9 protein-coding genes are annotated in these 12,628 nt (G+C 69.8%); 4 read left to right on the top strand and 5 right to left on the bottom strand.

All coding sequences use genetic code 11. From position 1 onward, the window contains the following. Positions 1–2 precede the first annotated feature (2 nt). Both P5P27_RS08340 and P5P27_RS08335 read left to right on the top strand, forming a co-directional pair. The gene (locus P5P27_RS08340) at positions 3–1,064 is read left to right on the top strand and encodes a maleylacetate reductase (protein ID WP_278127243.1); all 1,062 of its coding nucleotides are present in this window, start codon (positions 3–5) and stop codon (positions 1,062–1,064) included. Continuing rightward, a complete protein-coding gene (locus P5P27_RS08335; RefSeq protein ID WP_045538170.1) occupies positions 1,061–1,978 on the top strand; it encodes a dioxygenase family protein in 918 nt (305 codons plus the stop codon). The genes P5P27_RS08340 and P5P27_RS08335 overlap by 4 nt, the downstream gene beginning before the upstream one ends. A 24-nt stretch (positions 1,979–2,002) precedes the next feature. Here the strand turns inward: P5P27_RS08335 and P5P27_RS08330 are convergent, their stop codons facing one another. Next, positions 2,003–2,905, bottom strand: a complete 903-nt coding sequence (locus tag P5P27_RS08330; RefSeq protein WP_045538171.1) for an inositol monophosphatase family protein — start codon at positions 2,903–2,905, stop codon at positions 2,003–2,005. A gap of 117 nt (positions 2,906–3,022) precedes the next feature. Here P5P27_RS08330 and ppgK point away from each other — a divergent pair, with 117 nt between their 5' ends. Together ppgK and P5P27_RS08320 are read left to right on the top strand one after the other, a co-directional pair. Continuing rightward, on the top strand, positions 3,023–3,829 hold the full coding sequence (ppgK, locus tag P5P27_RS08325) for a polyphosphate--glucose phosphotransferase (protein ID WP_006896324.1): 807 nt from the start codon (positions 3,023–3,025) through the stop codon (positions 3,827–3,829). 179 nt (positions 3,830–4,008) lie between these two features. Further along, a complete protein-coding gene (locus P5P27_RS08320; protein WP_006896323.1) occupies positions 4,009–5,406 on the top strand; it encodes an RNA polymerase sigma factor in 1,398 nt (465 codons plus the stop codon). 97 nt (positions 5,407–5,503) lie between these two features. Here P5P27_RS08320 and P5P27_RS08315 read toward each other — a convergent pair whose 3' ends face one another. From P5P27_RS08315 to P5P27_RS08300, 4 genes are read right to left on the bottom strand one after another with little or no spacing between them, the layout of a single operon-like run. Then, positions 5,504–8,656 (bottom strand): carboxyl transferase domain-containing protein, encoded by a 3,153-nt coding sequence (locus P5P27_RS08315; protein WP_278127238.1) that lies wholly within the window; start codon positions 8,654–8,656, stop codon positions 5,504–5,506. Next, entirely contained in the window at positions 8,653–10,380 is a 1,728-nt protein-coding gene (locus P5P27_RS08310) for an AMP-binding protein (RefSeq protein WP_197462916.1), read from the bottom strand. The genes P5P27_RS08315 and P5P27_RS08310 overlap by 4 nt, the downstream gene beginning before the upstream one ends. A 31-nt stretch (positions 10,381–10,411) precedes the next feature. Further along, positions 10,412–11,041: a TetR/AcrR family transcriptional regulator gene (locus P5P27_RS08305; protein WP_101841579.1), complete on the bottom strand. Its 630-nt coding sequence runs from the start codon at positions 11,039–11,041 to the stop codon at positions 10,412–10,414. Positions 11,042–11,092: 51 nt separating this feature from the next. Next, on the bottom strand, positions 11,093–12,478 hold the full coding sequence (locus tag P5P27_RS08300; protein WP_006896318.1) for an MFS transporter: 1,386 nt from the start codon (positions 12,476–12,478) through the stop codon (positions 11,093–11,095). Positions 12,479–12,628: the final 150 nt, after the last annotated feature.

Here is a 12,628-nt window from a genome sequence, read left to right as displayed (position 1 = left end):
CGATGAGCTTCGACTTCATTCACGAGACGCTGCCGCAGCGCGTGGTGTTCGCGCGGGGCGACGCGCCGGGAGCCGTGGCCGCGGAGGTCGCGGCGGTCGGCGGCACTCGGGCCATGCTGATCCACTCCGGTCCGAGCGCCGAACAGGTGGAGGCCGTCGCCGCGCGGCTCCCGCTCGCGGTGCGGCACGACGACGTCGCCATGCACGTGCCGATCGAGGTCGCCGAGCGCGCCCGGGCCGCTGCCCGCACCGGTGACGTCGACGTCCTCGTCAGCGTGGGCGGCGGCTCGGCCACCGGCCTGGCCAAAGCCGTGGCCCTGCGCAGCGGTGTGCCGATCGTCGCCGTGCCGACGACCTACGCGGGCAGCGAAGCCACGAACGTCTGGGGGATGACCGAGAACGGAGTCAAGACCACTGGAACCGACCGGCGCGTCCTGCCCACGTCGATCGTGTACGACGCGACCCTCCTGCAGTCCCTGCCCGCCGATCTCTCCGTCGCCAGCGGGCTCAACGCGCTCGCCCACTGCGTCGACTCGATGTGGGGCCCGCGCGCGGATCCGATCGACCGAGCGCTGGCCGAGGAGGGGATCCGCGGACTGCGAGCCGGGATGATCGGGCTGGTCGACGGCGCCGGAGGCCTCGACGCCATCGAGCAGACGCTCTACGGTGCGTACCTCGCGGCGGTGTCGTTCGCCTCGGCGGGTTCGGGCATGCATCACAAGATCTGTCATGTCCTGGGCGGGATGTACGACCTGCCCCACGCGCAGACGCACGCGGTGGTCCTGCCTCACGTGCTGGCCTTCAACGCGCCCGGCGCACCGGAGGCCGCCGCACGCATCTCTCGCGCGTTCGGCAGCCAGACCGCGGTCGCCGGTCTGGCCGCCCTGCGCCGCGCCGTGTCGGCGCCCCGCGCGCTCAAGGACTACGGCATGCCCGAAGAAGGTATCGCCGCAGCGGTCCCGCCCATTCTGGCAGCCATCCCGACGAACAACCCGAAACCCGTCAGCACCGACGACCTCACCGCGTTGCTCCGCGCGGCGTGGGAAGGAGACGAACCCCGATGACCACCATCCCCGACCACTCGAACCACCCGATCTCCGAACGCCAACGGGCGGTCGAAGAGGACGTCGTACAGCGCGTCGTCCACTCCTTCGACGACTGCGCCGATCCGCGTCTGCGACGGGTGATGGTCTCGCTCGTCGAACATCTGCACGCCCTTCTCCGCGATGTGCGGCTGACCGAGGACGAGTGGCAGGTCGCCATCGACTTCCTCACCGACGCCGGTCACATCACCGATGACAAGCGACAGGAGTTCGTGCTGCTCTCGGACACGCTGGGCGCGTCGATGCAGACCATCGCCATCAACAACGAGGCCTACGGAGATGCGACCGAGGCGACCGTCTTCGGCCCGTTCTTCGTCGACGGAGCCCCCCGCATCGAACTCGGCGGCGACATGGCGTTCGGCGCTGCGGGACAGCCGTGCTGGGTGGAGGGCACCGTCCGCGACGTCGACGGCGATCCGGTCCGCAACGCCAGGATCGAGGTGTGGGAGGCCGACGATGAGGGTCTCTACGACGTTCAGCACGACGACGGGCGCGTCGCGGCGCGCGCCCACCTGTTCACCGACGACGACGGCGGGTACCGGTTCTGGGGGATCAAGCCGACGCCGTATCCGATCCCCTACGACGGCCCGGTAGGCAAGATGCTGCAGGCCGTGGGCCGATCGCCCTACCGCGCCTCGCACCTGCACTTCATGGTCACCGCGCCGGGCTGCCGGCGCCTGGTGACGCACATCTTCGTCCGCGGCGACGAGCTGCTGGACCGCGACAGCGTGTTCGGAGTCAAGGATTCGCTGGTCAAGGATTTCATCGAGCAGCCGGCGGGCACACCGACTCCGGACGGCCGAGTGATCGACGGACCGTGGTCACGAGTGCGGTTCGACGTGGTGCTGGCGCCCGGAGCCGCAACCGACGAATGACGGGCCGGCCGGCGGTACGCGGGCTCAGTCGGGCAACGCGCGCAGCGCTCCGATCCGCTCGAGGACGTCGACGAACTCGTCGGCGATGCCGCCGGCTGCGGCGACCGTCACGTGGCCGTCGCTCGATCGCGAGTCCGCGGGCGGCAGGAGGACCGTCGCCCCGGCCTCCGCTGCGATCAGTCCGCCCGCCGCCCAGTCCCACGGGCTCAGTCCGTGCTCGATGTGGGCATCGGCAGCACCCGATGCCACCATGCACAGGTCCAGCGCCGCGGCGCCGACTCGCCGGATGTCGCGCACTTCGGGCAGCAGTTGCGCGATCAGCGCGCCCTGGCGCACGCGACGCTCGCGCGAGTACCCGAATCCGGTGGCCACGAGAGCCAGCCCGACGTCGGTGATCGGGTTGCACGACAGTCGGATCGCTTCCGGCCCGAGTCCCGTCGCCCACGCTCCCCCGCCGGCGCTCGCCCAATACGTCACCCCGCGGGCGACGTCGACCACCGCGCCGGCCACCGAGCGTCCGTCGATCTGTGCCGCCACCGACACGGCGAACGCCGGTATCCCGTACAGGAAGTTCACCGTGCCGTCGATCGGGTCGACCACCCAGCGGACCCCGGTGGGGACATCGACAGACCCGCCGTCCTCTTCGCCGAGGACCTCGTCGTCGGGCCGCTCGGCGCGCAGCAGGTTCCGGATCAGTGCCTCGGACTCCCGGTCGGCGACCGTGACCGGATCCGTCGGGGTCGACTTCGACTCGACCGAGCCGTCGGCGACCCTCGTGCCCGTCGGCGCGAACAGTTCCACCCGCCGCGTCCGGACGTGCTCGGCGGCCCGTTCGGCCACCCGCCGGGCGATCTCGGCGAGTTCGGCCGGCGCGGCCGTGGGCGTATCGATGGGATCGGACGGGGTGGAGAAGCCGGGAGACGTCACACCTAGAGTCTAGAGTTGCGAGTCTAGAGTGTCCGACGGGAGCACGGCGCAGGCCGTCTCCCGCCGCCATCGTCCACCGATCGAGCCTCGACCTGCCAAGAAGGGCGGACCGTACCGATGACCGACGCGCGATTCACCGTGCTTGCCTCCGACCGTTCGCCGAGTCCGTCATCCGACCTCGGCTTCGGCATCGACATCGGCGGCTCGGGAGTCAAGGGGGCGATCGTCGACCTGCGAACCGGACAGTTCGTGGGAGAACGCCACCGCATCGCCACCCCGCAGCCCGCCACCCCGGCCGCGGTCGCCGACACGGTCGCCGAGATCGTCGAGCACTTCGGCTGGACCGGCCCGGTCGGGCTGACCGTCCCCGGCGTGGTCCGGCAGCAGATCATGCGCAGCGCCGCCAACATCGACGAGTCGTGGAAGGGCACCGACCTGTATGCGTTGTTCAGCGACCGGCTGGGCGGGCGCCGCGTCACGGTGCTCAACGACGCCGACGCCGCCGGAATCGCCGAGTACCGGTTCGGCAGCGGTGTCGGCGACGCCGAGGGCACGGTGATCCTCCTGACCTTCGGCACCGGCATCGGTTCGGCGCTCCTGTACAACGGAACGCTCGTACCGAACACCGAGCTCGGCCATCTCGAGATCGACGGCAAGGAGGCCGAGCACCGCGCGTCGGCGAAGGTGCGCGAGGACCACGGGTGGTCGCTGGAGAAGTGGAGCAAGAAGGTCTCCAAAGTGCTGCGGCACTACGAGGCGATCTTCTCCCCCACCCTGTTCATCGCGGGCGGCGGGATCAGCCGCAAAGCCGATCAGTGGATTCCGCTGCTGACCAACCAGACCCCCGTCGTCGCTGCTGAGCTGCGCAACACCGCGGGAATCGTCGGCGCTGCGATCGCCGTCGACGAAGGTCTTTCGTTCTGATCGTCGGCCGCTTGTCGGGGGCGTGAGACCGGCATGCGCATGTGCTCGTCACTGCGATGTCGTTACAATGGAACACGTCGGTCTCGCACCGAGCCCTCAAGCCCCTTCGCCCACGGCGTCACGTCCTGTTCGGGACGCGCGCAGCCGTGCCGCCCGTGAGTTATGTCGAAAGGTTGTACGTGGCAACCACCAAGTCCACCGACGCAGCAGCCGAAGCCACCGGAGCAGAAGACGCCCCGGTAGCCAAGAAGGCGCCCGCCAAGAAGGCACCGGCCAAGAAGGCCGCCGCGAAGAAGGCGCCCGCCAAGAAGGCCGCCGCGAAGAAGACTGCAGCCAAGAAGACTGCGAAGAAGACCGCCGCCAAGAAGACGGCGAAGAAGACCGCGGGCAGCAAAGCCGCCGATCCCACCGTCGAGGTGGACGAGACCGAACTCGACGGCGGCGAGGGCCTCGACGACGTCGACGACTCGCAGATCGATCTCGCCGATGCCGAACTGATCGTCGACGATGACGACGAGGCCGACGACGCGAAGCCGGCCAAGGCCGCGAAGGGCCGCGGCCGCGCGAAGAAGGACGACGAGCCCAAGCCGGACTTCGTCTGGGACGAGGACGAGTCCGAGGCGCTGCGGCAGGCTCGCAAGGACGCCGAACTCACCGCCTCGGCCGACTCGGTTCGCGCCTACCTCAAGCAGATCGGCAAAGTCGCCCTGCTGAACGCGGAGGAAGAGGTCGAGCTCGCCAAGCGCATCGAGGCGGGACTGTTCGCCACCGAGCGGCTGCGCCGGGTGATGGAGTCGGGCGAGAAGCTGTCGGTGGCGCAGCGGCGCGACCTGTCGTGGATCTCGCGTGACGGAAACCGTGCCAAGAACCACCTCCTCGAGGCCAACCTGCGGCTCGTGGTCTCCCTCGCCAAGCGGTACACCGGTCGCGGGATGGCCTTCCTCGATCTGATCCAGGAGGGCAACCTCGGCCTGATCCGCGCCGTCGAGAAGTTCGACTACACCAAGGGCTACAAGTTCTCCACGTACGCCACCTGGTGGATCCGGCAGGCCATCACCCGCGCCATGGCCGACCAGGCCCGCACCATCCGCATCCCGGTGCACATGGTCGAGGTCATCAACAAGCTGGGCCGCATCCAGCGCGAACTCCTTCAGGATCTCGGCCGTGAGCCGACGCCGGAGGAACTCGCCAAGGAAATGGACATCACGCCGGAGAAGGTGCTGGAGATCCAGCAGTACGCGCGTGAACCGATCTCGCTGGACCAGACCATCGGCGACGAGGGCGACAGCCAACTCGGTGACTTCATCGAGGACTCCGAAGCGGTGGTCGCGGTCGACGCGGTCAGCTTCACCCTTCTGCAGGACCAGTTGCAGGACGTGCTCGACACCTTGTCCGAGCGTGAAGCGGGCGTCGTCCGGCTGCGCTTCGGTCTCACCGACGGTCAGCCCCGCACCCTCGACGAGATCGGCCAGGTGTACGGAGTCACCCGCGAGCGCATCCGCCAGATCGAGTCGAAGACGATGAGCAAGCTCCGGCATCCGAGCCGCTCCCAGGTGCTCCGCGACTACCTGGACTGAGCAGCAGGCCCCGCCCGGCAGATCGACGAACGCCGGCGAGTCGACCCCCACCCGTCCCGGGCGGCGTCGACTCGCCGGCGTTCTGCGTCGGGCTCCCCTACAGCGTGCGGATCCACGATCTGGTGTCGGCCGGGTCGATCACGTCGTCGAGTTCGAAGGTCGCCGCCGCGCTCAGGGCGCGTCCGCGCGCGTACATCGTCGCGACCAGTCGGTCGTACAGTTCGGTCCGCGCCCCGTCGTCCGGGGCCGCGGCGAGTTCCTTCGAGAAGCCGAGCCGCACGGCGCCCTCCAGACCCATGCCGCCGATCTCACCGGTCGGCCAGGCCACTGTGAACTGCGGCGCCCGGAAGCTCCCGCCCACCATCGCCATCGCGCCGAGTCCGTAGCCCTTGCGCAGGATCACCGCACCGAACGGCACGGTCAGTCGGGCGCCGACCGAGAAGAGGCGGGAGAAGCGGCGCACGGTGGCCTGCTCCTCCGATTCCGGCCCGACCATGAAACCCGGGGTGTCGCAGAACGAGACCACGGGGAGTCCGCGCAGCTGACACAGTTCCAGGAACTCGGCGAGTTTGTCGGCTCCGGCGGCGTCGATCGCGCCGCCGAGATGAAGGCTGCTGTTGGCGACGAATCCGAACGGCCGGCCCTCCACGCGCAGGAAACCGGTGACGATTCCGGGTGCGTGATCCGGGCGCAGTTCCAGAACCGAATCGACGTCCGCGACCGCCCTCACCGCGGCGTGCACGTCGTATGCCCGCAGCCGGTTCTCCGGTACCGCGTGGCGCGCCTGACGCCCGTCGGGGGCGGTCCACTCGTCCACCGCGCCCCGGAAGTACCCCAGCACCTGCCGAGCGAGCCGGACGGCGTGCGCCTCGTCGTCGGCGACGAGGTCGACCACGCCGTTGCGGCGCTGCACGTCGATCGGGCCGATCGCCTCGGGCGGGTACTCGCCGAGCCCGCCGCCGGAGATCATCGCCGGACCGCCCATGCCGATGTTCGCGTCGGGGGTGGCGATGAGGATGTCGCAGGCGCCCGCCAGAGCCGCGTTGCCCGCGAAACACCGGCCGGACACCACGGCGATCGACGGTGCGCGATCGCGCACGCGGGCCATCGACCGGAAGGTCGACACATCCAGGCCCGCGACGATGTCGAGGTCGGTGTCGCCCGGACGGCCGCCGCCGCCCTCGGTGAAGAAGACGACGGGGATCTCCCGCTTGAGCGCGATGTCGAGCATGCGATCGGTCTTGGCGTGGTTGCGCCAACCCTGGGTGCCCGCGAGGACGGTGTAGTCGTAGGACATGACCACCGCGGCGGCACGGTCGGCACCGAAGGCGTCGGCGGCGATGGTCGCGATTCCGCCCACCAACCCGTCGGCCGGGGTGTTGGCGATCAGATCGTCCTCCGACCGCCGCGCCTTCTGCGCGGCGATGACGAGCCCGCCGTACTCGACGAAGCTGCCGGGATCGACCAGGTCGGCGATGTTCTCCCGTGCGGAGCGCCTGCCGATCCGATGGCGACGGGCGATCGCATCGGGGCGGGCCTCGTCCCGGGTGAGACGATGCCGTGCGTTCACCTCGTCGAGGTCGGCGCGGTTCCGGTCGAGGTCGTCGGCCGCGGTGTCGGCTGCGACGCTCGCCGCAGCGTCCGGGCGGTAGACCACCAGAGGGGTGCCCGCGAGCACCGTCGCGCCTTCGGCCGCGAGCACCCGCATCACCCGCACCGAGGTCTCGGCGATCACCTCGTGCTGCATCTTCATCGCTTCGAGTACCGCGAGGGGCTCGCCGGCGGCGACCACGCGGCCCGGTTCCGCGACGTGGATGACGGTGGCGGTCAGCGGCGCGGCCACCGCCTGTTCGTCCTCGTCGAGGTCGGCGTCGACGGTCTGCCGCGCGCCGTCGTCGTCGCACGCGGGCAGCAGGTCGGCGAGCCTGCGGTCGAGGAAGCCGGTGTCGACCGGCCCCTGAGCGAACTCGGCGTCCGCGAGGATCGCCCGCAGCAGCCCGATGTTGGTCTGCGGCCCGTCGATGACGAACTCCGACAGCGCGCGGTCGGCTTTCGCGTAGGCCGACGAGAGAGTCGGCGCGCGGACGACGACCTTGGCGAGCAGGGAGTCGTACCGCAACGAGGTCTCCAGTCCGGGCGCGCCGAAGGTGTCGACGCGGACGCCGGGTCCGGTCGGCGGCGTGAAGGCGTCGAGCCTGCCCGCTGTCGGCATCGCCGAACCGTCGGCGCTCATCGTCTCGAGGTTGACGCGCGTCTGCACCGCGCAGGCAGTCGTGGGCGGGATCGTGGCCAGACCGCAATCGGCGAGCCGGCCCCCGCCGGCCAGGGTCAGTCCGATCGCCACCAGATCCAGACCGGTGACCTCCTCGGTGACCGTGTGTTCCACCTGGATGCGGGGATTCACTTCGAGGAACACCGCGCGCGACCCCTGCACCAGGAACTCGACCGTCGCGAGCCCGCGGTACCCGGCCGCCGCGACCAGTCGCGCGGCGTCGTCGTGCAACCGAGTGCGCAAGCCGTCGCCCAGTCCCGGTGCGGGCGCCACCTCGATGAGTTTCTGTCGACGGCGCTGGACGCTGCAGTCGCGGTCGCCGACCGCCACCGCCTCCGCGCCGTCGCCGACCACCTGCACCTCGATGTGCCGACCGCCGGTGAGGAGTTCCTCGGCGAACACCCGCCCGTCGCCGAATCCGAGTTCGGCCTCGGCGACCGCGGACCGGAACGCGGCGTCCAGATCTGCGTCGCCGGTAACGGGACGCATCCCGCGCCCTCCGCCGCCGGCGAGCGCCTTGAGCATCACACCGCCGGGGCATCGTCCCGCGAACTCCCTGATCCGCGCGAGATCGGCGGCGCCGTCGGTCGCGGCGAGCACATCGAGCCCGCATTCGACGGCGGCCGCGCGCGCGGCTTGCTTGTCGCCGAAACGCCGCAGTACCTCGGGTGCCGGGCCCGCGAACGTGATGCCCGCGTCCGCGCACGCCTGCGCGAAGTCGGCGTTCTCCGACAGGAAGCCGTAACCCGGATGCACGGTGTCGGCACCCGTCCGGATCGCGGCGCTGCACACCGCGTCGATGTCGAGATACGCGGCCGGGCCCTCACCGGGCAGTCCGACGGCCTCGTCGGCGGCGGCGACGTGCGGTGTGGCGGCGTCGTCCGGTGCGTACACCGCGACGGTGTACACGCCCATCTCGCGGGCGGTGCGGATGATGCGCAGGGCGATCTCGCCCCGATTGGCGATCAGCAGCTTCATGCCGCGCCCCCGGTCGTCGCCGCGGCGCGCTCGAGGAGTTCGCCCTTGCGGACCTTGCCGGTGGCCGTCATCGGCAGCGCGTCGACGACGATCACCTCCGGCACCTTGTAGGTCGCGAGGTTCTCCCTCGCCCAGGCCACCAACGACCGCTCGTCCGGGCCTTTCTCGGTGACCACGACGAAGGCGACCGGGACCTGCCCCCTGTCGGGGTCCGGCCGAGGAACCACCGAGATCGCCTCGATCCCCTCGTGGCGGCGCATCAGTGCCTCGACCTCCGACGGGAACACACTCATGCCGTTGATCTTGATCATCTCCTTGGTCCGCGCCAGGTAATGCAGCGCACCCCACTCGTCGAAGCGGCCGAGGTCGCCCGTGTACAGCCACCCGTCGCGGAGCGCGTCGGCGGTGGCCCGGGGATTGTCGAGGTAACCGCTCAGGATCGACGGACTCCGGACGATGATCTGGCCGACCTCGCCGACCGGCAGCGGACGGCCGTCGTCGTCGACGACCAGGATGTCGGTTCCGGGAACCGGCAGACCGCAGAACACCGGATCGGCGAGCAGATCGCGGTCGCCGTCCTGGAAGCCGAGGGTGAACGTGTCGGCGGTGTGCGTCTCGGTCATGCCGTAAGAGGCCTCGCGCAGGACCGATCCGACCGCGGCCCGCCATCGGGCCCGGATCGGCGGATCGAGCCGGGTCACGAACGACACGGCGAGAGTGGACCTCAATGAGCGCAGCGCAGCCGGGTCCAGGCCGGGCAGGTCGAGGATCTCCAGGTAACTGTCGACGGTGGCCACGAGGTCGGTGACACCGTAGGCGGCCACCTGGTCGACGACCGTTGCGGCGTCCCACCGGGTCAGCAGCACCACCCTTTGGCCGTTGATCAGCGGCTTGATGATGCCGAAGTCCTCGCCGGCGATCCAGAAGACGGGCAGGAAGTTCATCGAGACCGCGTCCGCATCGCCCAGGCCGGTTCCGCCGGCGAGGGTGGCCGTGGCGGCCGTGTACGCCATGTGCCGCTGCGTGTGTTCGCACCCCTTCGGCATACCGGTGGTGCCGCCCGTGTAGTTCAACGCCGCGAGCACGTCCGGATCGGCCGGGCGCACCTGCGCGCGCGGGGCGCGCATGATCTCGGCCCAGTCCGACGCGGTCGACGACGGATGTGCGCGCATGTCGTCCAGTGCCGTCGTCGCGACCAGTCGCACCGGGGTGCGGGCACGCACCGACTCGACGAGGTCGCGCTGCTCGGGTGAGGTGAGCAGCACCGTCACGTTCGCATCCGTGAGCTCGTGCTCGAGTTCGAAGCCTTTGAACAGCGGGTTCACCGGAACATGGACAGCGCCGAGCTTGAGCACGCCGAGCATCGCGATGTGGAACTGCGGGCAGTTGGCGAGGTGGATTCCGACCCGGTCCCCCGCCCGAACGCCCACCGACTCGAGCCAACCCGCGAACCGGTCCGAGAACTCGTCGTACTCCGCATAGGAGACGTCGCGGTCGTAGAAGGTGATCGCCGGCGCGTCGGGACGGAGTGCGGCCCAATGCCGCAGGTGGTCGACCATCGTCGGACGTCCGGCCGGGTACTCGAATTCTCGGGGCACAGCGGCAGGCCAATTCGCCAGCTGCCGGGCCGCGAGCTCCGCGGCCGCCGCCTCGAGAACCGCTGCCGGTGGCGTCTGTGTGCTGTCGGTGGCCCGGACGTCAGCCGGCGTGCTCTGTGGGGACATGGGTGGAACTGCTCCTGTTCGGGGTGGCCCGCTACGGGGCCGGGTGGTCGTCGGTCAGTCCGAGCAGACGCTCGGTGACCGCGATGATGTCGAGGACGAACCGCTCCTTGGCCTCCTCATCCGCCCCGGCGAGCCGCTTGGCGCCGTGGTGGATGGCGTCGCCGATGATCTGCACCAGTCGTTCCGGCTCGATCGCCGGATCGAGGGTTCCGCCGGGAAGGTTCCGGAGGAATCGCGCGTAACCGCGGATCCGGCGGTCGGCTCCCGAGGTCCAGATCTCGGCGACCTCCGGCCGCACCGACGCGGTGACGTCGATCAGCCCGACGATGCCGCCCATCGAGAAGATGGCGTCCAGGTACGCGCGAGTAGTCGCGGCGAGGATCTCGCGTGCACCGGCGTCCTCCAGCCCGGTGAGGCTCTGCGTCACGTTCAGCTCGTCTGCCAGCTTCTCCACCAGGGCCAGGAAGACCTCGTCCTTCGATCGGAAGTAGGCGTAGAACGTGGGGCGCGAGGTGTGCGCGCGGTTCGCGATCATCTCGACGGTGACCGCGGAGTAGCCGAACTCGTCGAAGCACTCGGCGGCGGCGGCGAGGAGTTGGTTGCGGCGGGCTGCTCCGGCGTCCTTGCGGCTGGCACGGGCACGCTCTTGAGTGGTGCTCACTGTGACAGTCTGCTGTGACACGGTCGGCCTTTCAAGGACGCCGGAGCGCCGTCAAGCGGCGGCCGGCACGCCCGGCACCGCCTCCGGATCGGTGCGGACGGCCGCACCGTTGGTCTCCGGCAGCCGCCAGGCGCAGACCACGGTGACCAGTGCCATCGCCGCCAGATAGATCGACACTCCGGTGGTCGACGCCGTCTCGGCGATGATCCAGGTCATGACGAGCGGGGCGACGCCGGAGACGGCGACGGCGGCGATCTGGTAGCCGAGTGAGGCGCCGGAGTAGCGCAGCCGGGGCTCGAACAGTTCGGCCATGAAGGCGGCGAGCGGTCCGTACGTCAACGCCTGCCCGATGCTGCTGATCATCATCGCGAAGAAGAGGAGAACGCCCGATGCGGAGTTCGCGAGCCAGAAGAACGGGAACGCCCACAGGAGCAGCACGCCGCCGCCGAGCAGGATCAACGGTCGGCGGCCGATCGAATCGGACGCCTTACCCGCCCACGCGATCACCACGGGCATCAGGACGGAGACCACCATGATGGCGGCGAGGACGGTGGTCCGGTCCATGCCGAGGCCGTTGTCCGCCGCGGACTTGGTGCCGTAGGCCAGGAATCCGGCGATCGCCACATAGAAGGCCGAGTTGGTCGCGGCCAGCAGACCCGCGCCGAGCAGGATCTTGCGCCAGTGGAAGCGGATGGCCTCCGACAGTGGCGCCTGGGCGATCTGCTCGGTATCACGCCTGGCCGCGGCGGTCTCCTGCAGTCGACGGAACTCCGGTGAGTCCTCGACCTTGAAGTGGATGTACAGCACCAGCGGGATGAGGGCGGCACTGGCCCAGAACGGGATCCGCCAGCCCCAGCTCAGGAAGGCCGCATCCGACGTCGAGGCGTTGACGATGATCATCGCCAGGTTGCCCATCACCAGACCCAGCGGCACTCCCATCTGACCGAACGTCCCGGCGAATCCGCGGCGCTTGGGGCCTGCCGATTCGGTGAGCAGCAGGACGATGCCGCCCCACTGGCCGCCGCACGCGAGCCCCTGGATGAATCGCAGGGTCACGAGGAGGATCGGCGCGGCCGAGCCGATCGCGGCCGCCGACGGCAGGCATCCGATCAGGAAGGTCGCCAGTCCCATCGAGATCAGGCAGGCCAGGACCATCGGCTTGCGGCCGATCCTGTCGCCGAAGTGGCCGGCGAGGATGCCGCCCAGCGGGCGGGCGATGAATCCGACCGCGAAGGTGCTGAACGCGAGCAGGGTGCCGACCAGCGCCGAGGCGTCCGGGAAGAAGATCTTCGGAAAGACGAGCGCCGCTGCGGTGCCGTAGACGAAGAAGTCGTACCACTCGATGGAGCTTCCGAACAGACCGGCGGCCAGCAGTTTGCGGTGCGCGGACAGTTCCTCGGTCCCCTGCGCTGCCACCGCACCAGTTGGATTTCTCATGACCCTCCTCGGTCTCGAAGTGTGATGCGTGACACTCATCATGCTTTACATTGACGTCAACGTCAATGACTGAAGGCCCAGCGGGAGCGTCCGAGGAGACGACCGTCGTGCACAGCTAAAACGCGCCGTCGGCGGACGTGGTCACGTCCG

This window comes from Gordonia sihwensis, from assembly GCF_029632925.1.
GTDB classification, from domain to species: domain Bacteria; phylum Actinomycetota; class Actinomycetes; order Mycobacteriales; family Mycobacteriaceae; genus Gordonia; species Gordonia sihwensis.
The sequence above is the reverse complement of the archived record's forward strand: the minus strand, read 5'-3'. Positions and strand labels throughout refer to the sequence as shown.

Coding starts and splice junctions, on each gene's coding strand:
- P5P27_RS08340 (WP_278127243.1), top strand. CDS start 3: ATGAGCTTCGACTTCATTCACGAGACGCTGCCGCAGCGCGTGGTGTTC.
- P5P27_RS08335 (WP_045538170.1), top strand. CDS start 1,061: ATGACCACCATCCCCGACCACTCGAACCACCCGATCTCCGAACGCCAA.
- ppgK (WP_006896324.1), top strand. CDS start 3,023: ATGACCGACGCGCGATTCACCGTGCTTGCCTCCGACCGTTCGCCGAGT.
- P5P27_RS08315 (WP_278127238.1), bottom strand. CDS start 8,656: ATGAAGCTGCTGATCGCCAATCGGGGCGAGATCGCCCTGCGCATCATC.
- P5P27_RS08310 (WP_197462916.1), bottom strand. CDS start 10,380: ATGTCCCCACAGAGCACGCCGGCTGACGTCCGGGCCACCGACAGCACA.
- P5P27_RS08300 (WP_006896318.1), bottom strand. CDS start 12,478: ATGAGAAATCCAACTGGTGCGGTGGCAGCGCAGGGGACCGAGGAACTG.